The sequence below is a fragment of the uncultured Bacteroides sp. genome, from assembly GCF_905207245.1.
Lineage (GTDB): Bacteria > Bacteroidota > Bacteroidia > Bacteroidales > Bacteroidaceae > Bacteroides.
Genome location: NZ_CAJLKP010000051.1, coordinates 1 through 25,832, shown reverse-complemented (window position 1 = coordinate 25,832; position 25,832 = coordinate 1). Strand labels below are relative to the sequence as shown.

12 protein-coding genes and 1 pseudogene are annotated in these 25,832 nt (G+C 43.1%); 6 read left to right on the top strand and 7 right to left on the bottom strand.

Going from position 1 to position 25,832, the window contains the following annotated elements:
• Positions 1 to 2: 2 nt before the first annotated feature.
• The 5 genes from QZ135_RS15510 to QZ135_RS15490 form a co-directional block, all read right to left on the bottom strand.
• A complete protein-coding gene (locus QZ135_RS15510; protein WP_294611145.1) occupies positions 3 to 1,421 on the bottom strand; it encodes a Gfo/Idh/MocA family oxidoreductase in 1,419 nt (472 codons plus the stop codon).
• 41 nt (positions 1,422 to 1,462) lie between these two features.
• The gene (locus QZ135_RS15505) at positions 1,463 to 1,711 is read right to left on the bottom strand and encodes a hypothetical protein (RefSeq protein ID WP_294611143.1); all 249 of its coding nucleotides are present in this window, start codon (positions 1,709 to 1,711) and stop codon (positions 1,463 to 1,465) included.
• The gene (locus QZ135_RS15500; protein ID WP_294611142.1) at positions 1,708 to 3,000 is read right to left on the bottom strand and encodes a Gfo/Idh/MocA family oxidoreductase; all 1,293 of its coding nucleotides are present in this window, start codon (positions 2,998 to 3,000) and stop codon (positions 1,708 to 1,710) included. The genes QZ135_RS15505 and QZ135_RS15500 overlap by 4 nt, the downstream gene beginning before the upstream one ends.
• Before the next feature lie 154 nt (positions 3,001 to 3,154).
• Entirely contained in the window at positions 3,155 to 7,102 is a 3,948-nt protein-coding gene (locus QZ135_RS15495) for a hybrid sensor histidine kinase/response regulator transcription factor (protein ID WP_294611141.1), read from the bottom strand.
• 24 nt (positions 7,103 to 7,126) lie between these two features.
• Complete coding sequence (locus tag QZ135_RS15490) at positions 7,127 to 8,944, bottom strand: sugar-binding domain-containing protein (protein WP_294611140.1); 1,818 nt, start codon at positions 8,942 to 8,944, stop codon at positions 7,127 to 7,129.
• 611 nt (positions 8,945 to 9,555) lie between these two features.
• Between QZ135_RS15490 and QZ135_RS15485 the strand changes: the two are divergent.
• The 5 genes and pseudogenes from QZ135_RS15485 (at position 9,556) to QZ135_RS15460 (ending at position 23,178) form a co-directional block, all read left to right on the top strand.
• Positions 9,556 to 12,437 (top strand): annotated as a pseudogene (locus QZ135_RS15485) (two-component regulator propeller domain-containing protein).
• Positions 12,438 to 12,592: 155 nt separating this feature from the next.
• Positions 12,593 to 15,919 carry a TonB-dependent receptor gene (locus QZ135_RS15475; RefSeq protein WP_294611137.1) on the top strand — a complete coding sequence of 1,109 codons (3,327 nt, stop codon included), beginning with the start codon at positions 12,593 to 12,595 and terminating at the stop codon, positions 15,917 to 15,919.
• 23 nt (positions 15,920 to 15,942) lie between these two features.
• Positions 15,943 to 17,640 carry a RagB/SusD family nutrient uptake outer membrane protein gene (locus tag QZ135_RS15470; protein WP_294611136.1) on the top strand — a complete coding sequence of 566 codons (1,698 nt, stop codon included), beginning with the start codon at positions 15,943 to 15,945 and terminating at the stop codon, positions 17,638 to 17,640.
• Between the two features lie 84 nt (positions 17,641 to 17,724).
• Entirely contained in the window at positions 17,725 to 20,319 is a 2,595-nt protein-coding gene (locus QZ135_RS15465; RefSeq protein WP_294611135.1) for a glycosyl hydrolase 115 family protein, read from the top strand.
• Between the two features lie 15 nt (positions 20,320 to 20,334).
• On the top strand, positions 20,335 to 23,178 hold the full coding sequence (locus QZ135_RS15460; RefSeq protein WP_294611134.1) for a glycoside hydrolase family 2 TIM barrel-domain containing protein: 2,844 nt from the start codon (positions 20,335 to 20,337) through the stop codon (positions 23,176 to 23,178).
• 175 nt (positions 23,179 to 23,353) lie between these two features.
• Here the strand turns inward: QZ135_RS15460 and QZ135_RS15455 are convergent, their stop codons facing one another.
• Together QZ135_RS15455 and QZ135_RS15450 are read right to left on the bottom strand one after the other, a co-directional pair.
• A complete protein-coding gene (locus tag QZ135_RS15455; protein ID WP_294611133.1) occupies positions 23,354 to 23,722 on the bottom strand; it encodes a DUF3244 domain-containing protein in 369 nt (122 codons plus the stop codon).
• A 149-nt stretch (positions 23,723 to 23,871) separates the two neighbouring features.
• Entirely contained in the window at positions 23,872 to 25,512 is a 1,641-nt protein-coding gene (locus tag QZ135_RS15450) for a hypothetical protein (RefSeq protein ID WP_294611131.1), read from the bottom strand.
• Positions 25,513 to 25,729: 217 nt separating this feature from the next.
• Here QZ135_RS15450 and QZ135_RS15445 point away from each other — a divergent pair.
• A partial coding sequence (locus QZ135_RS15445; protein WP_294611171.1) for an FAD-dependent oxidoreductase occupies positions 25,730 to 25,832 on the top strand: 103 nt, incomplete at its 3' end.

Here is a 25,832-nt window from a genome sequence, read left to right as displayed (position 1 = left end):
TATTACATTTTATAGAACTCATCCCATCCCTTACGTGGAGGCACCGAGGTCAACATCGCGTTGGCAAATGCATTATTCGTTATCTGCTTCGTGCGGGGATCAAAGAATAGTTGTGTATTGAGGCGTTGGGCCATTACTCCCAATGAGAACACCTGTCCCAAAACGCCGTTGATTTCAAACGGAGAACGGGTCTTTTCCTGTCCCATACAAGCCAGCAGGAAGTTTTCGAAGTGGTTGGACGGGCTCTTGGGGACTTCCGGCAACTTGCCCGCCATTTCTTTCGCTCTCTCCTCCGGGATGATGGAAAGTGTGCTGCCATGGGTTCCACCCTTGAAGGTCAGGTCCTTTGTATAAATAATCTTTCCGGGATTCAACTTGGCAGCAGGTGCGTCTCCCTGGTTGGTTGCAGGGATGTTAGGATCCAGCCCGGATACGCCATAACCGGCAGGGATAGGGGGAAGATTGTCCAGACCGTCATACCAGGTAATGTCAACCGGCGGCATACCCTTGCGCTGAGGGAAGCGGAACAGGATGGTGGAAGAGTAAGGGAAGAAATAATCATTGTGCCCGTTGGCATACTGCATCGTTATTTCATAAGGCAATCCCAGTTCCAGGAACTCATGAACCGTATCCAGGATATGTGCGCCCCAGTCGCCCAGGCAGCCCATGCCGAAGTCGTACCAGCAACGCCACTGGCCTAAATGGTAGTCTTTGTTATATTCATGGTAAGGAGTGACTCCCAGCCAGGAATCCCAATCCATATCCTTCGGCAATTGTTGTCCCGAAGGGAATTTATAGATATTCGTATCCCACTTGTGCCAGCGCCGGGGATTGTTCATATGTGCCGTCACAGCCGTCACATCCTTGATGATACCGGCATCCATCCATGCTTTGAACTGGAAGTAGTTAGCTTCAGAGTGCCCCTGATTACCCACCTGGGTAGCCAGGTCAGGACGTTTCAGCGCAGCCTGCATCAGCAGCTCCCCTTCATAGAAGGTACGCGCCAAAGGTTTTTCCACATACACATGCTTGCCTGATGCCAGAGCCAGCATACTGATGGGGAAATGGGAATGGTCGGGTGTTGCTATAGCTACAGCATCAAACTCATTCCCTGCTTTATCGAACATTTGTCGGAAATCGCGGAAGCGCTTTGCCTTGGGATACAGGTTCATCACTTTCTGAGTATGGGGAGCTCCCATATCAACGTCGCACAGGGCCACTACTTCGACCATACCGGTACGGGCAAAATCACCGATAATCTGTTCGCCACGGTTGCCAATGCCGATATAGGCAATCTTTACTTTATCTGTCACTTTTCTTTGCGAGGCAAAAGATGGAGCCCCCAGTATGTCACCGGCACCGAATGCCAGTCCGGCAGAAGCCATGGTCATGGTCTTCAAGAAATCTCTTCGTGTTGTCATATTCCAAATGGTATTAATTAAGTTACTGAATTCATTGATATTTATTCTCCGTTCTTTTTCTTCAAAAACAGGCTTCTTATCCCGTAAAACAAAATACGCAGAATAGTCCAAAAGACATAAAGCACGCACGAAAACGCGAGGACATAGAAGATAGAGGTCAGCATTTCCGAGAGAGGGGTCTTATAGGAGATTATCGCATACAGGTTTGCCAGATTACCGATAATGAAGCATGCCAGCAAGGTAAGCAATTCTATTTTCTTACGGCGGGCGGTAATGATTGTGTTTTTCATACGGATTCAGGTGTTTTAGCTTGATGGTTCAGATAGTTTATTTTATATTCATCAGGGAAATAAAGTACCCGCTCTTCCTGCAAAGCCCGGTCGCCCAACAAGCAAAGCATGCTTGCATAATAGCCCTCTTCGGCTATGCGCTCCGGCTGCTTGCGCGTTATGACGGCCTCAACAAAAGCTTCCAGCAATAAAGAAGTGCCGTCCGACTTGGGCCGTTCTCCCAAGATAAATTCTCCCTTGTTTTCATTGGCAGTTTCCGGTGCCCAGCTTGTACCGGCAAAGGGCAGGGAATCAAAGACCTTATTCTCCCAATCGTTAATCATCTGCAGGAAGCCGGGTGCAGGAGGCACACTCTCAAAATAATATTTACCCTTTTCAGGCTCCACCGTTCCCAGGCTGCCCATGATTTGTTCTTCCAAGCCATAGAACTTATTGGATATGACAGAATCGAATGTCATCTTCACTCCGTCATCAAATACATAGATACAGCTTACGTTGTCATATACTTCACGCCCGTCTTTCCAGTAAGTGATGGCTCCATGTCCCATCACCTTCTCGGGAAGCTTTTGCAAAGCCCAGCTTCCAATCTGGAGCTGGTGGCAAGCCAGTTCGGTCATCAATCCTTTGGAGTATTCGCGATACAGACGCCAGTTAATCTGACGTTCCAAATCGGCAGAAGGCACTTCACGCCTCCAGTCTCCGTTCCGGTTCCAGAAAGTGCGGATGGCACCTATTTCGCCAAATGTACCGGCATGAACCATCTCCATGGTCTTGATATATCGCGGGTCGAAAAGGCGCTGCTGACCGGTGAAGAATATCTTGCCCGTGCTGATATGCTTACTATAAATGCGGTAGCACTCTTCCATCGTAAAGCCTATCGTTTTCTCACAGAACACATGTTTGCCCGCATCAAAAGCATCCAGCACAATCCGGCAATGGGAATTAAGGGGAGTGGCTACCAATACTGCATCAATCATTTTATCCTCCAGTATCTTCCGGTAGTCTTTATAGACCTTTGCTTTGGGAGCCAGTTTCAACCCTTCGTCAATGGAAGGCTGGTAGATATCGCACAATGCCACGATATCCACTTTAGGATTCTGAATCAGGAAACTCATCAGGAAACGCCCCCGAGACCCGGGACCGATAATTGCCAGACGACATGTCTCGTTGGACGTTTCCACTACTTCCGAAAAAGCAGAAAGCCAAGGACTGGCTGACAATAGCACCCCGGTCCCAAGCACTCCCAGATTTTTCAGAAATTCTCTTCTGCTGATTAATGTATTTTTCATAATATGAACTTTAAAATAAAAACCGACTATATCCCTTCTCTTTTTCAAGACAGAATAGCCACATAAAATAACAGCCCAAAATTAGCAAAATTTTGAAGCACAGAGTATAAATATCCACTCAAACAATATAAAAATCGTTCCAAACTCCCCTATTTTACTTTATAAAGTCCTTAGGAAGAACGCCAAACTGCTTCTGGAAGCATTTGGAAAAGTAAGAAGGAGTATTGAAACCGATCATATAACAAACTTCATTTATCCGGCATTCTCCCTCTTTGAGCAATTGCACCGCTTTCTTTAAACGTTCCAGACGAATGTAATCGTTCGGAGTCATGTCTAATATACCTTTTATTTTCCGGTTAAGGCTCGAACGACTCATATTCAACTGTCCAGCCATATCATCCAGATTAAAATCAGGATTCTGCATATTTGCATCCACCACTTCTTTCAATGCCTTGAGGAAAGTCTCATCTGCTTTAGTCATTGCCATACTATTAGCCTGCACAAAAGGAGAATGAGCAAAAGCAACCCGCAATTTCTCCCGATTGCTCAGCAAATTAGAGATACACACCTTTAGGTACTCCACGGAGAATGGCTTCTCTATATAAACATCCGCCCCAAGCTTCATCCCTTCTATCTTTGCTTGAAGAGTGGTCTTGGCAGTCAGCAATATAATGGGTATATGGCTATGATCCAATTCAGATTTCAGGTGTTCACATAACTCCAATCCATCCATTTCGGGCATCATAATGTCCGAAATAACCAGATTGACCGTATGTTCTTCCAGTACTTTCAAGGCTTCCACTCCATTCAAGGCTGTCAGCATCTGATACTTAGCAGATAGTTGTTTCACAATGAACGACTGCATCTCCAAGCTATCTTCCACCACAAGCAGGGTATACCGGTTTTGCGGATTAGAATCTACTTCGGCTTCATTCTTTTCTACAGGTTCTTCGTATGTAACCTGCTCCTCCTGCCCCCTGGCGTGGGTATGCCTTATCGGAAGCGATAACAGGAATTGATTGCTTTCCATAGAATCCTTCATAGACAAGGTGCCTCCATGAAGTTCGGCAAGCGAACGTGCCAGAGGCAATCCGATGCCTGTGCCGGAAACAGAATGCAGCACACCGTCTTTACACTGAACAAATGGCTTGAATATCTCTTCGCGCATCTCTGCCGGAACAACATACCCGTCATTACATACCAAGAGATGCATCTGCTCACCTTCAACATATAGCTTGATACGGATATACGTTTCCGAATATTTCATGCCGTTCGTCATCAAATTACTGATAATCTTAGTGAGCCCCTCTTTATCGACTGAGGCATACAACTCCTCGGGAGAATCTATTGTAAACTCCAATCCACTTTGGCGGGCCAAAGGTTTAAAACGTTTATATGTTTTCTGTAAAATATCCGATGCATTACATTCCAAAAAATCCAGTTGGAATCCTTGTGTTTCTGTTTTCCGGAAATCGAGCAACTGGTTCACCAAGTCGAGCAGGCGGTTCGTGTTCAAGTTCATTATCTCCAGGTCATCTCTGATTTCATCAGAAACTGAGCCGGATGCCAAAACATTCTCTAACGGACTCTTTATCAACGTCAATGGCGTACGTATCTCATGAGCTACATTCGTAAAAAAATCTATTTTTGCCGTATAGAGTTCACGCTCTTTTTTCCGTTCAAACTTCTCCATCGCCAACCGGTGTTTCTGCTGGGTTCTTTTCTTTAAATACAACGCAGCAATGCCCAAAGAACATAAGATTAGCATGGTATAAACAACATATGCCCATACCGATAAATAAAAAGGAGGCCGGATACGCACATTAAGCACACGCTCCGTATCATTCCACTTCCCGTCACCGTTAGAACCCTTTATGCGCAATGTATAACTTCCGTAGGGTAAGTTAGAATAAGTTATCATAGAATTCCGCCCCAGCACATACCACTCATTATCAAAACCTTCCAATTTATACATCAGAAGATTCATTTCCGGCGCTTGATAGCTTAATGCAGCTACTTGAAAAGCAAAGGAATTCTGGTCTGCAGCAAGTTCTATCTTGTCGGAATAGGTGATGCTTTGTTGCAAAGGAGAACCCGGAGTATCAACAGAGAACCGCTTATTAAACAAATAAAAATCGGTAATCACCACCGGAGGAAGGAAAGTATTCTCGACAAAAGTCTCCGGATCGAATATGATAAACCCATTAATACTCCCCAGATAAATACGCCCTTTCTTATCACAGTATCCGGACTGGAAATTAAACTGGTCGCTCAGCAAACCATTGGCGCGGGTATATATATGCATGGCTTCGGTCCACGGATTAAAGCAGACCAGACCATAATTACTCGTAATCCACAGGTTTCCCCGTTTGTCTTCTACCATCTTATAGATGGTATTGTTCGGAAGGCCGTTCGAAGTGTCGTAACGCGTGAAATTATCCGTTTCAGGATTATAACGGCAAAAGCCTTTTCCCATCGTCATAAACCACAAGCGCTTTTTACTATCTTCATAAATAGAAATCACCTTGTTATAAGAGAGAGAAGTTGGATCTTTTTCATCCGAAAGGTAACTCTTCCATTGTTTGGTGTGCGTATTGTAACAAAATACGCCGTTTGAGAAAGTGGCAAACCACAGATTCCCATTAAAATCTTCCAGAATATTATAAATAAACAGAATGCCCAGTTGCGGGATATGGGTAAAATCATCGGAAGCACGGTTATATTTCAGCAAACCGGATGTCGTCCCTATCCATATGTCCCCCGTAGTTGTTTTGTAAACCGTAAAGACATCATTGGCAACCATAGAGTTCTCCTCTTTGCCTTTGGAATAATGCTTCACCTGTCCGGTGTGCAGATTCACCTTGTTCAGTCCTCCGGAGAAAGTACCTACCCACAAATCATCTCCATCCAGGCAGAGGGCATGAATATTCTTATAGATGGAAGGATGTTCAAATGGCACTATCTTTTCGGTCTCGGGATCAAAATTAAATAATCCCTTGTCTTCGGTGCCTATCCATAAAGTGCCGTCGTTACTCTCACAGATTTCACGCACCCGGCGGCCGAAATACTTAATATCATCTCTCGGATAGAATTTCTCAAAATAAGTCCACTGATATGGATAGTAATTCACACCACCAAAATAGGAACCCACCCACATGCCATTCTCCCTATCCCGATAAATCGAATAAATGGCATTGTCCGACAGGGCATAGGAATCATCCTGGTCGGGCACTGTCAGATGAGTGACATGGTCGTTGGTCAGATTGTATATGTACAACCCCGTTTCCGTACCTGCCCACAGTTCATCATCGGACTTAAACTGCAATGTACGTACATAGGCATTCAGAAGCTTACGGGATTTGCCATTCGTAAAGTTTATTTCGGTCAATCCGTTGAATGATGCTACATAGATGCAGTTATGCGGACCATTGACCTGGCAATTGATAATATCGTCTTTGAATATTTCATTTCCATCTGCATCCTTAAAAGGTTGCAGGGTTTCAAAACCAGCCTTTGCGGAATAAAGATTATCGCCATGCAATGCCAGCCAAAAAGTATCTCCATTCAGCCAAAAGCGAGTAACATTAGGCATTTCCGGTTCATGAAGGTAGTTCTGCAATTGTTGTTTACTGCTATTGTAACAGAATAATCCCTGATATTCGACTGATATCCAGATATTATTCTGTTCGTCACTCCTTATCATAGTCACGAAATCCCGAATTACCGTTCCCTTATCGCTTGCTTGATTGAACGAAGTAAAAGAATCCAATACCGGATTATAAATAAAGACGCCTCCGTCAGTACCGACCCAGATGTTCCCGTCAGTATCTTCATAGAGTGCCGTGATGAAGTTCCTCCCTAAATTGGAGTTCTCATTGTTATAGACACGGAAAGACAAACCATCATAACGGTTCAAACCGTCTTTAGTACCAAACCACATAAAGCCTTTCTTGTCCTGGAATATCTGATTCACCGAATTCTGCGAGAGGCCATTTTTAATGTCTACCGTCCTGAAATAATAGTGAACAGCATTATAAGCATAGGACGGCAATGCCGTCACTATGCATAGACAAAAGAAAAGCTTTATGAATGTTCGGTTCATAACTTCCTCCTTCTTTTCAAGAGTTTATTTCTTCAGTGAATTACAGATACGTGTATTTATCTCCTTAACGCGCTTTTCATCCAACTTTATCACCTTACGGTCATACGTAATCAGACCGTTCACCTCCACTTCCACATCAGTGGTTTGCGTATAAACTGCGGCTGAGAATCCTCTATCTATCATATTATATAGCATATCAGCATACTTCACATATTCGTCCGTAGCCTCTTTGGAAGAATTAAACTGAACATAACCCCAGTTGCGATTCGGTTCCCAAAGATGATCTTTCAGGACAAGGCCGATACCGCCATATTCACCCAGAACCGTTGCACGCTGAGCGTCATACAAGAACATCTCCGGTGCGGGATAATGATGAAGGTCGAGCATATCTCCACAAGTATAGTGGTTACCGCCACTTGCCGGATTCACCAGACGGGTCGGGTCATATTGTTTCGTCCATTCGGCTATTTCAACCGTCTTGAATTGTCCCCACGCCTCATTAAATGGTACCCAGGTACCGATGCAAGGATAAGAATAAAGACAATCCATTATCTCTTTCCATTCTTTGCGATAGTGAGCCTCAGATTCTGCGGTACGTTTCATCTCAGTGCCATCAAAATACTTGCGCATCTGCCATTGCGGATTGCGGTCTCCACTCGGCATATCCTGCCATACAATAATTCCAAGTTGGTCGCAATAGGTATACCAACGGGCAGGTTCCACCTTGATGTGCTTACGAATCATGTTGTAACCGAAGTCTTTCGTTTTCTGGATGTCATAGAGCAAGGCCTCGTCCGTAGGAGCTGTATATAATCCATCGGGCCACCATCCCTGGTCGAGCGGGCCAAACTGGAATACGGCTTCATTGTTCAGTTCCAAACGCATCACACCATTGGCATCCCGGCCGGTAGAATACTTACGCATAGCTGCATAGCTATCCACTTTATCTACAATCTTTCCATCACTCTTCAAAGTCACTTTCAATGTATATAGGAAAGGAGAATCAGGACTCCACAACTTAGCAGCTTTGGGCATGGTCACCTCTACAGCCTCTCCGTTAATACTTTTGCCTGTAGCTACCAACTGGCTACCGTCATACACGTTCACCTCTACAAAATCGGATGCAGAATTAGCATTCAGTTCAGCCTTTACCGTCAGCAAGTTGCGATCAATATCGGGAGTGATGCGAAGATTCTCAATATGTTTTCCGGCAACAGGTTCCAGCCATACAGTTTGCCAAATGCCGGTTACAGGAGTATACCAAATACCTTCCGGTCTGTTCACCTGTTTGCCACGGGGCTGAGGTCCTCTGTCCGTAGGGTCCCAAACCTTTACCACCAGGGTATTATTACCTTTGGCAGCCAAAGCAGGAGTTATATCGAAAGAGAATGGGGTAAACCCTCCGGTATGGCTTCCAACTTTAACGCCATTCACCCATACATCAGTTTTCCAATCGACAGCACCGAAATGCAACAGAACTTGTTTGCCTTTCCAAGCCGATGGGATATCGAAACTCCGTTGATAAATCACTTCCTGTTTCTCGTTCACCCTCTTTCCTACTCCGGACAGGGAAGATTCTATCGCAAAGGGAACAAGAATCTGACCTTCAAATTCGGTTGGTATAGCTTCACCTTTATTAATAATTGCATAATCCCACAAGCCATTCAGGTTCTTCCAGTCATTACGCTGCATAATTGGCCGCGGATACTCCGGTAAAACTTGAGACGGATTGATTTGTTCTGCCCAATTTGTCTTTATCTTGTCACCGACAGGTTTCCATTGAGCCGTACTTTCTAAAATAAAAAATGTTACTAAGAATAACGAGATGAATAATCTTTTCATGGTATCTAACTATTTTAATTGTTCGAAAGCAAAGTTAGCCACAAATCCATTTTCAAAGTAACGCAATTGACTCAATAAATGCAATAATCTTTCCATTTTTAGCGTGCTTATCAGAAAGATACCCCAAAAGTACAGAATAATGGAGCAATCAGGAATATTGCAGGGGAACCGCATCAAAAGTCTCCTTCATTTCTTTCTAATGAACAAAATGTGATAAGGTGATAGGGCGATAAAGTAAGTGTTTGAATTAAGTTCTCAGATCGCCACTTTTATATTTTTTCCCTGCGATAGCTAAGAAAAATCGCAGTGGACATTTATTCTTTCCACCGTGGGGAAAGTTTCTTTCCATCACGTAGAAAGTTTCTTTCCACCATGGTGGAAAGAAAAAACCTCCATGGTAGAAAGAATAAGCATTCGTAGGCAAAGGATTAAACCTTGGCAGGGAAAAACAATAAAAGTGCCTAAGAAAAGAGCTATGTGTTGTTAAGGGAGGAAAAAGAGTAAACCAAACGCATATTTATCTACCACAGGACGATGCATTTATCAGAGGAATCCTATTTAATTCCAAGATTTTCGTAATTTCGCCCAATGAAATCTAATAGCATGCAGTAATGAAAACACTTAAAGCAGCATTGACACTTCTGATAATAACCTTATCACTTCTTTCCGGACAGGCACAGCCCTGCTTCGATAATCTGGAATTCAAGCAATTCTCCACGCCGGAAGGATTACCTAACAGCATGGTTCACCAAGTCTATCAGGACAGAGATGGATATATCTGGATTGCTACATTCTATGGATTATTCCGTTACGACGGTTATGAAGTTCGCACTTATAAATCCAACCTTTACAACCCCGGACTTTTAGTTAATAATAATGTGCTTTGTGCAGAAGAAGATTATTCCCACCGTCTTTGGATTGGGACGCATGAAGGACTTTGCGTACTCGATAAGCAAACAGGCAAAATGAGGAAAATGAAGCTAGAGGGAATAAGCAAGCATCGTTTGAACGAAATTCACGTAACCAAAGATAATAAAGTTTATTTGGGATATATCCGTGGAATGGCTTATTATAATGCGGAACAAGATACATTAGAGCTGATGACAAGCAAGAATTGTAAAGGCGAAGTACCCGAACAAATCAATGTTCAGGCCATACTCGAAGATGAAAATGGCGATTTATTGATTGGTACATGGCAGGACGGGCTTTTCCACTACAATATAAAGGAAAACAAGTTTATACATTATCCTCCGTTGGATGAGAGCAACTCCATATTGGCTTTATTTCAAGACTCCAAAGGTGCATTATGGATAGGCACAAGTGGTTCCGGGCTGTATAAAGTAACCTTCTCATCTGATAAGAAGACATTATCTGTTGAAAAAGCCTATAAACACGATGCACTAAACACTCTATCCCTTTCTTCCGATTTTATTTATTCCATTCACGAAGACCTGCAAACTCATTCGCTATGGCTGGGTACACGGAATGGGGTCAGCATCATGGACTTGACTGATGAAGGGAAATTTATAAACTACAGAGAGTCAGGTTCAGAACACTATCTGCCTGTTCGTGAAGTGAACACCGTCTTTCGTGATAAAAACGGTCTGATGTGGATTGGGACAAAAGGCGCCGGAGTCTTTCATGTAAATACCCGCACACGTCCTTTCGAAGTATTTTATCCGCGTGGCAACGGGAAATCTTTTACGGATATTATCTCTACCCTGTATGTGGAAGAAAGCGGAGCTTCCTGGGTAGGCTTCGGATATGGAATTGATTATCAGTCGGAAGACGAGAAAGTAACCTTAATTCCCTCCAAACGCCCCTATCATATTTCTTACAGTCCATCTACCCAAGAGGTACTACTTGCTATCCATGATGGAGGGGTGATAGCTTGTCGGGATGGGAAGATTGTCCACCAATACAGGGCCTCGAATTGTGGTTTTATGCCTCACGATTTAGTCTATTGGGTACATGAAGACCGGAAAGGTAATTGGTGGTTAGGCACCTATAAGGGGCTTAGCGTGCGTTATCAGGATGGTCGCGAATACTGTTTCAATCAATTGCCCGATGCTGATAAATTACTTTCTAAAGAAATAACCAGCATAATGGAAGATAATGACGGCTCCCTGTGGCTGGCAACCAATAATAATGGTATCGTCCACGTCACCGGCAATATGGAACAGCCCGAATCTTTGCAATGCAAAAATTACTGTATTGAAAATGGTTTGTTACCGGTCAACACCCCACTTTGTTTTCTTTTGGACAAGAATGGAAAGGTCTGGGTGGGAACAGAAGGAAGCGGGCTTTGCCTGTATGACGCACAAAATGATTGCTTCCGTACTGTTCATCAGGAATATAATTTGCCGGGAGACATGGTTGGCAGTATGGAAGAGGACAATAGCGGAAACCTCTGGCTGGGCACTAATCAGGGATTGGTGAAGTTGACAATTAGCGGAGAAGAGAAAGGGCGGGTACGGATATTCACAGTGGCCGACGGATTAGCCGATAACTTCTTCAATCAGAATGCGTCTTTCTATCGTAACGGCACTTTCTATTTCGGTTGCAGCCGTGGCATCGTTACGTTCAACTCTAAAATAGCCGGAGAAAATCATTCCGACATTTCTTTATGCATTACGGATATATGGATAGACGGGAAATCATTGGAGCAGATGCCAGAAAGTGAAAGAAAAGAAATCAGCCCTTTCACCGCCGATTTTACAGAACAGCTCGTTATCCCTGCTGCATATTCTAATTTTACCATATGTTTTGCCTCCCTCACTTACAACCATCCCCAACAGAATAATTACGCCTACAGGCTGCAAGAGCTCGACACCGACTGGCATTATGTAGATGCTTCCAACCGCAATGCCTATTACTCCAAACTATCTCCGGGAGAGTACGTCTTTGAGCTACGCGCCACAAACGAGAATGGAGATTGGGGAGAAATACGGAAAATGGAAATAATCATCAAACCTCCTTTTTGGGCCACTTGGTGGGCATATCTTATCTATGCATTAATGTCCGCATCAGTCTTGGCATTGATATGGTGGGAAATACGCAGAAGACTGATGCTGCGCAACCGGAAATATCTGCAAAAAGGCGAAACAGACAAAGTGCATCACACAAATTCCAGTTCTTTACGAACATCGCTTCGGACGATGAGAAGTTCTTGCAGGATGCCATTGCTTGTGTGAACAGGCACTTGAGTGACACTGACTTTGACGTTCCCCAGTTTATCGATGAAATGGCGACAAGCCGCACCACCCTGCACAAGAAACTTAAATCACTGACAGGGCTGAATACAACAGGCTTTGTACGCAGCATCCGCCTGAAAGCCGCCTGCAACATCATGGATGGGAATAAGAATATACGTATCTCCGACCTGGCCTATCAGGTAGGTTTCAATGACCCCAAGTACTTTTCGATCTGTTTCAAGAAAGAATTTGGTATGCAACCAACAGAATACGCGATGAAAGCGGCAAAAAACGCATAACACTCCCCACTATGGATGAAGTTGAAACATGTTCTTAAAAGGTAGAAGGAACATGTTTCAACCTTACCGGACAATGCTTCACCTTCCAGAAACAGCCAACCGGTTACCTTTGTGACGTTAAAAACTTTAATGTCTAATTTTAAAAAGGTTGGCCTATGAAACTTATTTTCTATGGAAACAGAAAATCGCTGATAGCGATTATGATTTGCGCAGTGCTTCTTTCCGGCAGTCACGTGACGCATGCAGCTAATGAACCGGAATCGACTTACTCTTCTCAGCAAACCGGTAAAATTAAGGGAACTGTAACTGACACGAATGGAGAAACCGTCATCGGAGCCAGTATTGTATTGAAAGGTACTACCAATGGTACGATAACCGATATGGACGGTAATTTCACCCTCTCTGATGTTCCGGCCAATGGAACTATCCAGGTTAGTTTTATCGGATATAAAACACTGGAAGTACAAGTTAACGGACAGACTTCTTTTAACTTGACTTTATCGGAAGATGCCGAAACACTGGACGAAGTCGTAGTGGTGGGTTACGGCACAATGAAGAAATCGGATTTAACAGGTGCAGTAGGCTCCATTTCTTCCGAGAAACTTGCCGCCAGAGGTTCTACCCGCCTGGAAGACGCATTGCAGGGAGCAGTTCCGGGAGTCAATATTACTCAGTCCAATAGTCGTGCCGGCGGTGGATTTAATATACAGATACGCGGTCAAGCTTCCATCAACAAGCAGGCTTCCCCTCTTTATGTTATTGATGGCATTGTATGCTCATCTATGGATTTCCTGAACCCGGAAGATATAGAACGTGTGGATGTATTGAAAGATGCTTCATCTACCGCCATCTATGGCTCGCGTGCCTCCGCCGGTGTGATAATGATTACTACAAAAGGTGCCAAAGGAGCAGGAAAGCCTCAACGCGTATCTATATCGTACGACGGCTACTACGGTATTCGGAAAGTAGCGCGCATGCCTGATTTCATGAATGCCCAGGAGTTTATCGACTATCGTTTCGCACGCCACACTGTCCTGACTTCCGAGGTTTTTGACGGTTCCAGCCGTAAAGGAGTGGATGCAAATGGAGTTCCTCACTATGAAATCAAGCAGTCTGACTTAGAAACCACCTTCTTAAAACGCGATGGCGGAGCCAATTATAGGGATTCTAAGATTTATGAAATGATGATGTCCGGAACAGATGGCTACGATTGGACAGATCTTGTTACCAGAACCGGTTCACAACAGAATCATTATATCAGTGCAAACGGTGCTACTGAGAATCTTAATTACCGTTTAGGATTGGGGTACCAGGGAGAAGAAAATGTGTTCAAGCATAATAACTATTCCCGATTTAATATTAAAGGCGCTCTGGATGGAAAAATCTCAAAAGTGTTTGATGCCGGCTTCACGGTAAATATGGCTTATACGGTACAGGATGATTTCAGCACAAACAGTACATATTGCCCCTATGAGAATGCCTTTTATTTTAATCCTTTTGTAGCACCTTATGATGCAAATGGGAATATCATCAACAATCCCGGATCAAAAGATGCTTTTGAGTCTACGGGACAGTTTACTTCCACTATCAGTCCTTTAAATGACCTGGCAGATGAGAACTATACGAATCAGACACGCAAATTCCATGTTTTCGGTAATGTCTATTTGCGGGCTAATATTATGAACGGTTTGAAGTTCACAACTACTTTCTCACCTAATTTTTATCATGGACGGCAAGGTATGTTCAATGCAACCGGAGTGAACGACCGCAATCCGTCAGGATCAAATTATTATCAGATAAATGGTACGAACTCTGCAGAAGTAGAGACAACAGACCGCTTGGATTGGACCTGGGACAACCAGATTGACTTTAACAAAACAATAGGTAATCATACATTTGGCGTTATGGGGTTGTTCTCCATGTATCGTTCTGATAAAGAAATTTATACTCTGAAAGGATTCGGGATATCTGATGATATGCTCTCATTCCATGCAATGAATAAAGCCTCCGGTGATAAAGAGATTGGATCTTCTTATACGGAGTCTACATTGGTGTCCGGGGCTCTTCGTCTGAATTATTCTTATAAAGGTAAATATATGGCTACAGCTACGGCACGTACCGACGGCTCTTCGCGTTTTGCCAAAGATAAACGTTGGGGATGGTTCCCGTCTGTTGCTCTGGCCTGGCGCATGTCCGAAGAGAATTTTTTGAAAGATACGAATTGGCTAAATAATTTGAAACTACGTCTGTCTTATGGTGTTACGGGAAACAATAACGTAGGAGATTACGTAACAATTGCCACAGCTTCAGGTCCCAGTTATGTAGTATTGGATGGCTCGGAAGTGCAAGGCTATTATCCCAATGGGTTGGTCAATACAAAGCTCATCTGGGAGAAAGTGAAGGAATTTGATTTCGGTGTAGATTTCAGCGTATTTGACAGTCGCATCAACCTGACCACCGACTTCTATCACAGGTTATCCGACGGACAGATAATGGACCGCATTGTTCCCATTGAAACGGGGGAAACGAAAGCCACTTTTAATGTAGGCTCGGTTCGCAATACCGGTGTGGAACTGGGAGTCCAGTTCGGAGTTATCAGAAACCAGAATTTCACTTGGGATTTAAGCCTTAATTACTCCAGAAACTGGAACAAAATACTGGAACTCAGCAATGGAAAGGTAGATGAGGTAGCTTCCAACCGCTTTATCGGTGAGCCTTTGAATGTACTTCGTGATTATACTCACACCGATGTCATTACCGATAAGGGGGTAACCATGCATACAAAAGATGGAGATATCCACTACACTTTGCAGGAATTTTATGCCAAATATGGCAAGAATTATAAATGGTATGAAGGACAGGTAGCTGTGAACGACTGGAATAATGATGGTAAAATCACTGACGAAGATAAACAGATATATGGTTGCACAGATCCCAAATGGATGGGAAGCCTGAGTTCAAGCATGTATTACAAAGGTTTTGATTTTTCAGTAATGGTTTACACAAAGCAAGGCCAATGGTCACGCAGTTATTTCCATGATAAATACATGAAATGGTCTGACCGTGGCAACCAACATATGGCAATGGACTTCTATATTCCCAAAGGTACACCCACCATCGACCACACTACCGGTGATATAGTATATACTACTGAAACTCATTACGGCAAATATCCTTATCCTAACAATTCGGACACATCGGCCGGTGGTTACTTCTCAGATAAAGGCAGTGCAAAAGGAGAAGGATTCCAATATCAGAAGACTTCTTTTGTAAAAGTAAAAAACATTTGTGTGGGATATACATTCCCCAAAAAATGGATTACTAAAGCCGGCTTACAACATTTGCGCCTTTACGTCAATGTACTGAACCCGTTCTGTTTCACGGACTATGAAGGCTTTGACCCGGAATGGGCAGGTGCAAAACTGACCGATGGTGGACCTGCTTCAGTGACTTATCAAATAGGTGCGAACATCAAATTCTAATTTTTAAAGCAAAGATAAGTGATATGAAAAAGTTTATATATATAGCTATCCTGCTGGTTTGCTCCGCCTGGATAGTAAGTTGTGACAGTTTTTTAACTACGGATAATAAATCGAACGTGACGGACAAGGAATACTTCTCTACAAAATCGGGATTTGAATCCTTGGTATCCAATGCCTATGAAACTTTACGGGATATTTATGCCTCTTCCAGTTATACAACCTATTTCAACGCAGGTACGGACATGTATGCCGACGGACGCAACTATATTAATGACGAATTGCATGAATATGAAACTTTGAATCCGGAAAATAGCGTAATGAAGGAGCTTTATACAGCATGTTATAAAGGAATTCGTGCAGCTTACGCCGTGAAGCATTATGCCCAAGATGCAGAAATTGATGAAATATTACGTAATAAGCGCGTGGATGAAGCGCGCGTACTGGCTGCAAATTATTATTATATATTGGTTAATACCTTCGGCGGTGTACCTTTGATGAAAGAATACGTAGCCAATGCCCAGACAGGTTATCCAAAATCTGCTGCCAGTGACATATATGCCTATATCATTGAGGAACTGGAGAATGTAGTAGCTAACGGAGTACTCGAAAAGTCCACAGCACAGAATGGAGGAGGACGTGCAAGTATTGAATCAGCACGTGCATTACTGGCTAAAACCTATCTGGCAGCAGCCTGGGACCTGGATAAAAAAGAATATTTTTCTAAAGCAGCTCAAACTGCAGATGATGTAATTGCCAAACGTAGTCTGATTACTCCTTTTGCAAATCTATGGAGGGCAGATTATAGCGGAGATGACAATGAAGAATTTATCTGGGATGTAGAATATGATTATGCGACGGCAACCAATACAGTCAGTGGTGGACATCCCTGGAGTTCTTTCTATTGTAACCATATTGGCGGACAGGAAGATCACGGAAAAGGAAGTACGTCTGCCTTTATAGCAACCTTACATGCCTTGCAATGCTTTGAGAAAGGGGATGTACGCTATGAAGTAACATTCATGAAAGAACTTCCGGATATCGTCACTGCCTCAAACTATTGGTATTGGGATTGGTATAGAAATGGAGAAACTTTTATAGGCACTCCTTTGAAACGTTATTATCCGGCTTGGTATGAAACAGAAGAAGATATAGAGGCTTGGAAAGCCCTTGATCCTGAAAACCGGAAAAACACATGGATACTTCCTATGTCCGACCATACACGTGATCCTCAAGAGTATATGCCGGGAGAGATTGATTACGAAACATTTGTGACTTACTCTTATGGAGGAGCCCCATGTCGTAAATTTGACGATTCTAATACGGGAAGCTACTCCAATAAAACGGATTACCGTGACATACACATCATTACTCTATCAGAAGTTTATCTGATAGCAGCGGAAGCCTATTTAAAAGCGGGAGATAGTGAAAATGCTCTGGCACGCCTGAATGAAGTACGCCGCCGCGCACAACTAAATGCAGTCACTTCCATTGATGTGGACACTATACTTAAAGAACGTGCATGTGAATTATTTGGGCAGGGCTCCAGATGGATTGATTTAAGACGAACCCAAAAACTTGTGGAATATAACAATTTATATAATCCTCAGATAAAAGGGCGTGCCCAACAGGCGATAGGGCACAAATTACTGCGTCCAATCCCTCAGGCAGCTATTGATGCTAACGAGCTAATGAGTGCTGAAGACCAGAATCCGGGATATTAACAAGATAGGATATATAAAAGACGGGGATGCCCCCTTGCGTGGCATTCCTGTCATTAGAAAGTTTTAATTTAAACAAAATAACTGATGAATTGGAGATTTAAAAGGAAACGCCAGGTATTACTGGGAATAGCTATTGTGTGTATTAGTTCGCTTACAGGTATTAGAGCTGTTCATGCAGCCGAGAAACCTGAAACAGCAAACAATGAGTTTGTCTGGTTCAATGGGCAGCAAGCCATCACTTATTCCATATCCAAATCCGTATCTCCTGTAGTGACCGTTGCATTGGATATGTTTGCCGGTGATATGAAACAGGTAACAGGCATATCGCCACAAAAAGGTCCAGTAGAAACTTCAACCCTTCGTATCGTCCAATTGGACAAGGACAAAGCTGCAATAAAAAAACTACGGGAAGCAGGAGTTCCGGTAGACAGCCTTAGCGCTAAGAAAGATGCCTTTTTTATCAAAGTCACAGGCAATTCCAATAAAAGACAGTTACTGATAGCAGGAAGCGACGGACGTGGAACCGCCTATGGAATACTCGAACTTTCCCGTCTGGCAGGAGTATCCCCCTGGGTATGGTGGGGAGACGTGACACCAATGAAACAAGAAATGCTGACGGTTCCTGCCAATTACACCACCTTCCAGAGTCCGTCGGTGGAATACCGTGGAATCTTCTTGAATGATGAAGACTGGAGCTTGCAGCCTTGGAGCTGGAAAAATTATGAGCCGTCTGACATAAAAGGGCGTATTGGAGCACGTACTTATAAAGAGATTTTCAAATTGCTGATGCGTCTTCGTGCCAATGCAATCTGGCCGGGTATGCATGGGATTACCACTCCTTTCTACTTTGTGCCAGGAGCCAAAGAAGCAGCTGATAGTTGCGGCATTCTGATTGGTACTTCGCATTGCGAACCGATGATGCGCAATAATGTAGGTGAGTGGAAAGTAAACGAACGCGGAGATTATAATTATATTACCAACCGAGAAGGTGTCCAGTCCTACTGGATAGAGCGGCTAAAAGAGGCAGGACCTTATGAAAATTTCTACACCATGGGCATGAGAGGTATCCATGACAGTGGAATGGAAGGAGTCAAGACTCTTCAGGAAAAGACCGATGCCCTGCAACAGGTTATCAACGACCAGCGCAAGCTACTGTCTAAATATGTAAATAAAGATGTGGAAAAGATTCCTCAGGCTTTTGTCCCCTATAAAGAAGTACTTCAAATAATGGAGAATGGCTTGCAATTGCCGGATGACATCACATTGATATGGTGCGATGACAACTACGGCTATATGACCCGGCTGAGCGATGAGAAGCAGCAAAAGCGTAGCGGAGGTGCCGGAGTGTACTATCATCTCAGTTATTGGGGTCGCCCACACGACTACATGTGGCTATGTACTACCCAGCCGGGATTAATTTATAGCGAAATGAAACAGGCATACGATTGCAATGCCCGCCGCCTATGGGTGGTCAATGTGCACGACCTGAAACCGGTGGCATATGACTTGGAACTCTTTCTGGATATGGCATGGAATATCAACTCCGTATCTCCATCTACCCTTGTGGAGCATCAGAAGAACTGGCTTTGCCGCGAATTCGGTAAAGATGCAGGAGAAAAGCTACTGCCCGCCATGTTAGAATTTTATCGTTTGTGCGGCATCCGTAAACCGGAATTTATGGGTTGGAACCAAGTTGAACTTGACAAGAAGAAGTATATCAAAGGCTGGTCTCCGGTTAAAAATACAGATTTTAGCTTGACTGAATTCGGTGGAGAGTTGGACCGTTATCTGGAATCTTATGAAGCCATCAAAGAAATCTTATCGGAAGTGGAACCGATGATTCCCCGGGAACGCAAAGATGCTTTCTTTGCTCAAATCAAATATCCCGTGTTTGGTGCCGCAGCCATGAGCACAAAGATATTGGAAGCGCAAAGAGCACGCTGTATCTCTCCGGGAAGTTGTGACACGACTTTATGGACCCGCGAGAACCAATTAATGGCTGCCTGTGCCAAAAGCATCAAGGCTTATCAGGAAATCCGCAATCTGACGGACTACTACAACAATGAACTGGCGGGTGGCAAATGGAAATACTCCATGTGCCATAATCCACGGGATTTATATGTGTTCTATCCCCCCAAAGTCCCCGTATGGTTGACAGACAAAGAAATAGAAAAGTATGCTTCTTTGAAAAGGAAAAAATCGTTACCTTTGGCAGAAGCAGTTAAAGATAGTTGTATCGTTTCTAATGCTTGCGATTACACAAGAGCATCCAAAGACGTCATGACGATTCAATCATTGGGGCATAGTATGAATGCTGTTTCCGTACCAAAGGGAAAATCAATTACTTTTGAATTTGATTGCTTATGGGATGGAGAAGCGACACTGCGCACTGCCGTTATCCCTACACAACCGAATGATAAAGGAGATATTCGTTTCAGTGTCAGCATAGACGGTGAGAAGCCTCAGATATGTTCCTTTAAAGAAGGTTTCCGTACAGAAGCCTGGAAGCAAAATGTGCTTCGTGGACAAGCGGTTCGTGAAACCAATCATCGATTGGCAAAAGGAAAGCATACCTTATCCATCACAGCCTTGGATAACCATGTATTGATAGATCAATGGATGATTGATTTCAAGCCAGATAGAATGTTTTATGTATTTCCTGTTCAACCAGCATATTAATATAACATGAATTATATGAAAAGAATTATTGGATTATTCATTATTTTACTGTGCCTTTGTTCTGCAAAAGCTCAACAGACAGAAGTGAAATATCTCTCCGGCACAGGACCGGATAATACAGTGAAGTGGGATTTCTGGTGCTCATCAGGCATGAATTCCCAAAAGTGGAGCAAGATAGACGTTCCGTCTTGCTGGGAACAGCAAGGTTTTGGAGGCTATACCTATGGGCGCTATTATATTTATAAAGAGCGCGAAAATGAGAAGCAATATGATGCTTACAGAGAACATGATTTTTGCGATGAATACGGCATTTATCGTCACCGTTTTGACGTTCCGGATACTTGGAAAGGCAAGCAGATAAGTATTGTATTTGAAGGTGTCATGACCGATTCCGAAGTGAAAATCAACGATGTTATCGCTGGCCCCACTCATCAGGGAGCATTCTATCGTTTCTCTTATGATATCACAGACAAACTGAAATTCGGGAAAAAGAATTCAATGGAAGTAACGGTGAGAAAGCAATCGGCTGATAAATCAGTTAATGCAGCGGAACGCCGCGCTGACTGGTGGCTCTTCGGAGGTATCTACCGCCCCGTATATCTGACGGCGAAACCTCGCACACAAATAAACCATATAGCAGTGGATGCCCATGCAGATGGTACGTTGCGCACAGATGTTTATCTGAAAAACATTTCCGAAGGGCAACAAGTGGAACTGTCGCTTATTTCCTGTGCTTCACAGCTTCCCATAGGACGACAGATATGTGAACTTTCGACAGAAGAGAAACAGACACTCACCACACATTGGAACAATATCAGGACATGGGACCCTGAGCATCCCAACCTTTACCGGCTCACTATGCGTCTTCTTTCCACAACAGGAGATGTTGTACATGAGATAACGGAACGTATTGGATTCCGTACTATTGAATTCCGCCCTGAAGATGGCATATATCTGAACGGGACACGCCTTTTAGTGAAGGGGACTAACCGCCATTGCTTTGATTCAGAGACAGGTAGAACAATCAGTCGGGAACTCAGCCTGAAGGATGCTTTGCTCATTAAACAGATGAATATGAATGCCGTGCGTTCGCATTATCCTCCTGATACTCACTTTTTAGAAGCATGCGACTCCATAGGACTTCTTTATCTCAATGAATTGTGTGGTTGGCAGAATAGCTATAGTACTGAAATAGCCAAAAAGTTGTTGCCCGAAATGATATTTCGTGATGTAAACCATCCGTGCATCTTTATTTGGGCAAATGGTAACGAAGGAGGATGGAATGCCGCCATTGACAATCGTTTTGCCGACTACGACCCGCAAAAACGCCACGTCATTCATCCGTGGGCAGATTTCAATGGCTTTGATACACGCCACTACCCTAACAGTACGGATAACATGTATCGGTTGGAACGCGGACATAAGGTTTTCATGATGACGGAGTTTCTACATGGTCTCTACGATCGTGGACAGGGTGCAGGTCTCAAAGGGTTATGGTCAAAGTTCAAAGCAAACCCACTCTTTGCCGGTGGCTTCCTTTGGGCATATGTGGATGAAGCTATTCGCCGTACAGACACCGGACAAATGGATACTTATGGTCCTAATGCTCCCGATGGTATCGTGGGGGCAAATCGCGAAAAGGAAGGCAGCTTCTATACTGTTCGGGAGGTATGGTCGCCCATTCAAATAAATCCATTAAAAATAACTTCTTCCTTCAAAGGAGATTTTTACGTATCTAATGATTACTTATTCAGCAACTTAAGCGAATGCCGGATGAGGTGGAAGGTCATGCGTTTACCTATTCCACAGGTGTCCGACAGCCCAATCTGCTTAGCGGAAGGCAGCGTACTGCTACCTGCGATTCAGCCTGGTGAAAAGGGTACAGCCCACTTTGATCTGCCAGAGAAATTCTTCAATGGCGACGTTTTGGAATTGGAAGCCTACAGTGCAACGGGTGACACGGTATGTAACTGGGCGTTCCCTATCAAAAATAATCGTAAGTACTTTGCAGAATACAGGCACTTACAACCAGCAACAACAGCCGCCGCCAAATATCAAACAGACGACAGCAGTGTTACACTGATGGCGAATGGAGTAACAGCAACATTCAACAAAGCGAATGGTAATTTGGTGGAAGTAAAAAATGGTAGCAAGATAATACCATTGTCTGGCGGCCCTCTCCCGGTCGGAATGAAGATGCTTTTCAGCTCTGCTAACCTAAAAATGCAAGGTGACACTGCCACTTATACCGTAAAATATAAAGGTGCAGCCGACTCCATTGTCTGGAGAATGACGCCTGATGGATTGCTTGGAATGGATGCATTGGTACTGAATTACAGAGCAGAGAACAAGTTTGACGGCGCATACTTTGACCGTCCGGTTCATAATCTCGGTTTTTCATTCTCCTTTCCTGAAAAGAACGTCAGCGGGATGCGTTGGCTAGGCAAAGGGCCTTACCGGGTATGGAAGAACCGTATCGAAGGAACGAATTATGGCATTTGGCAAAAGGACTACAACAACACTGTGACGGGAGAATATTATAATCCGCTCATTTATCCGGAATTCAAAGGGTATCATGCTGGTCTCTATTGGGCGACACTCCAATCACAGACAACTCCGATGACGGTATATTCGGAAACTGATGGCATTTTCTTTCGTGTCTTCACTCCGGAAGAGCAGCGCGACCGCGAAAGTCGTGGAATATCGGTAAAGGAATATCCTGCCGGAGACATCTCGTTCTTATTTGAAATTCCTGCTGTCAACTCTCAAGGGACAGGAGGAGAAGCCTCTTATATTAAAATCAATAAAGGCGACGAGGGCTTCAGAATGAAACTCTGGTTCGATTTTCACTATCTATAAAGAAACAAGACGATGGGCATTCATCTCGCTTTTGCATAAAGGATTCACAGACGGTGGCTATTTTGATACTATAGCCACCGCTGTGAAGAATTGTACAATTTTAATGTCTAAAGGAAAATTGCACATGAAAAAGAGGAAAGATGCTCCTTAAAAGAACAGATAGAAAGAATATTTCTTATACAATTTCTACCGTATAAGATTCTCCCAAATTAGTTAAGGCAATTACAAGAGTATTACCGGTAAAAATGCCAGAATACACGATTTCACCGGATTCGGTATCTTTAACTACTAAATATTCGTCTTCGATAGGTGCCCCAAAGCAAATGTAGAGTTGATTGTCCTCAATATAGCCGGGAACTACGGGTAATATGGAACGAGTAGATGTTTCTCCTTTCAATAAATGAATATTGGCAGGCTTTCTGATTTTCTTCTCTTCTGTAGGAACAGACGAAGTTCCGTCAGTTATGACTGATGCATTTATAAATAACATAGTCGGCTGAAATAAGAACACACTTCCTAATAAAACCAATGATAATGCTTTCATGAATCCCACGCATTTTTATAAGATTAATAATAGGGCGAAGTTAGCCACATCAAAGCATAAAAGAGAATAAAATCGATAACATCTCTTTTTTATAAAAGTATGGATTTCAGCGCATTAAGGTGTTAAGCTATAACAATTACAACCATATCTTACTGGATATCAGACTTTTGTTTCATCCTATGTCTTCTTTGAACAATTATCTGCTTATTTACATTGCCAAAGCAGAGAGCAATTGTAAAATCATCCCAGCCGCAAAGCGAAAGACATAAGAATATGCAGTCATCTTCAGTATATTTAGGATAGGTTTGGCGTAAATGAGTAATATAGTCCTTATAGATATTCATAATGGTCAGGCGAAGTTGCTTCTGTTCATCTTCCAGCAAAATGCGCAGGTTCTGCTTTTTCGTGGTTTTCTCCTGGCGGCTCAGTTGCTCCACTTTTCGATAAATAGGAGTTTTCTTAAAGATGATATTGCATAATTCAGCCTTTTCATCGGCCAATCTTCTTATTTCACTCTCCTTTTGAGATATTTTTTCTTTATCTTGTTCTTGTCCCATGCGCAATGAAGCTATATGATATTGAGATTCTGCGATATCAGCCTTTAGTGAAGCCACATCCCGTTCGTGCTCCAATTGCATAATCCTTTTACGACGTTTTACCCGTTGAACATACCAAACAGCCAAAACAATCACAAGCAAACTAAGAGTAACGAGAAAGAGCCGTTGTCTCTCCATCTCTATCTTATCCTTATAGACTTTCATTTCTGCTTCGTGTTCATAAGCTTTCTGCTCTGTTTCAGAACTTTGCTTATGAAAATAAATAGAATCCATTACGCCAGAATAAGCCTCCGAATATTGCAATGCCTGTTGAAAGTCTTCTCCTACATCCATTACATCTTTCAAGCCATACAAAGCCAAAGCTCTTGTTTCCATCAACGTATCACTCAAAGCTTGCCTAAAATAATACTCTGCTGAGTCAAGACGTTCTTGGTTTAAGAATGCATATCCTACCACGATAGCGGCTTTCGAAGCCAATCTTTTACTAAAAGCTAAAGAACGCTTTCCATAAAAAAGTATAGAGTCCATATCTTCATAAGAACAGCTCAAGTTATGATAGATCATTGCAGCAATCACAGAGTCGTTCTTCTCCAAAGCAAGTCCTAATCCCCGCTTCATATGTTCAAGAGCAAGCCGGGTATCACCTTGCAACAAATAATTCCATCCTATACCATTAGCAACAGAAGCCAATCCTTCCTTGCAGTCACATCGCATAAAGCAGTCCTCAGCCTGCCGATATGCTTCAGTCGATTTTTCCGTCAGCACCTGATTAGAATAAAGATTACCCAAATCCTCATAAAGCATTCCTTTTATCCGCAATTCTTTCTTATCCGTCTCGCCAAGCTCTTTCAATGCTGCAAAGTAGTTTTCCATGGCCTCCACATACATATTCATCCGAAACAGCAAGCGCCCTTTATACATCAAAGCTTTCGCACGGTTCATACCATTACCATAGAAATGAATAGCTTCATTCAGCAAAGAATCGCATGGCAAGAGAGAAAGATAATTCTTATCTGTCGCTTCAGCTAAAAGCAACCCATAATACATTTGTTCGGATTTGGAAAGAGTATCGGGAGAAATGGATTGCAAAATCCGATAACTAATGTCGGGAGAAGAAGATATTAAAGTTTCGGCACGAAGCAACCGTTCGTCTTCTACTTTGTTCTTATGACAAGAAACAAGAATAAGAGAGAGACAAAGGGCAGATAGTAAGCTATTCAATCGGGTTAGCATAAAATAATTCTATTATTAGATGACAAAGAAAACAAAAAGAAAGAGATAGAGCAACAGATATATCAGAAAAGTTCAGACTTATCCATCGCATCATTTACAGCCCTGCTTTATGCATTCTCTATAGCCCACCTTAGCTTAAACAATGATAAGAAAGAGAAAAAATAAAGGAGTAGCTGTTTTTTTCGTAACTTTGCACAGTTTTAAATACATTGAATGAATGGAGTTTAAATACGACGTTATCGTGATTGGCGCCGGACATGCCGGCTGTGAAGCGGCCTTGGCGGCGGCAAGACTGGGGATGAGGACCATCGTCTTTACAG

Excerpts from the sequence above, each read along its gene's own strand:
- QZ135_RS15510 (WP_294611145.1), bottom strand. The coding sequence starts at position 1,421 with ATGACAACACGAAGAGATTTCTTGAAGACCATGACCATGGCTTCTGCC.
- QZ135_RS15505 (WP_294611143.1), bottom strand. The coding sequence starts at position 1,711 with ATGAAAAACACAATCATTACCGCCCGCCGTAAGAAAATAGAATTGCTT.
- QZ135_RS15500 (WP_294611142.1), bottom strand. The coding sequence starts at position 3,000 with ATGAAAAATACATTAATCAGCAGAAGAGAATTTCTGAAAAATCTGGGA.
- QZ135_RS15495 (WP_294611141.1), bottom strand. The coding sequence starts at position 7,102 with ATGAACCGAACATTCATAAAGCTTTTCTTTTGTCTATGCATAGTGACG.
- QZ135_RS15490 (WP_294611140.1), bottom strand. The coding sequence starts at position 8,944 with ATGAAAAGATTATTCATCTCGTTATTCTTAGTAACATTTTTTATTTTA.
- QZ135_RS15475 (WP_294611137.1), top strand. The coding sequence starts at position 12,593 with ATGAAACTTATTTTCTATGGAAACAGAAAATCGCTGATAGCGATTATG.
- QZ135_RS15470 (WP_294611136.1), top strand. The coding sequence starts at position 15,943 with ATGAAAAAGTTTATATATATAGCTATCCTGCTGGTTTGCTCCGCCTGG.
- QZ135_RS15465 (WP_294611135.1), top strand. The coding sequence starts at position 17,725 with ATGAATTGGAGATTTAAAAGGAAACGCCAGGTATTACTGGGAATAGCT.
- QZ135_RS15460 (WP_294611134.1), top strand. The coding sequence starts at position 20,335 with ATGAAAAGAATTATTGGATTATTCATTATTTTACTGTGCCTTTGTTCT.
- QZ135_RS15455 (WP_294611133.1), bottom strand. The coding sequence starts at position 23,722 with ATGAAAGCATTATCATTGGTTTTATTAGGAAGTGTGTTCTTATTTCAG.
- QZ135_RS15450 (WP_294611131.1), bottom strand. The coding sequence starts at position 25,512 with ATGCTAACCCGATTGAATAGCTTACTATCTGCCCTTTGTCTCTCTCTT.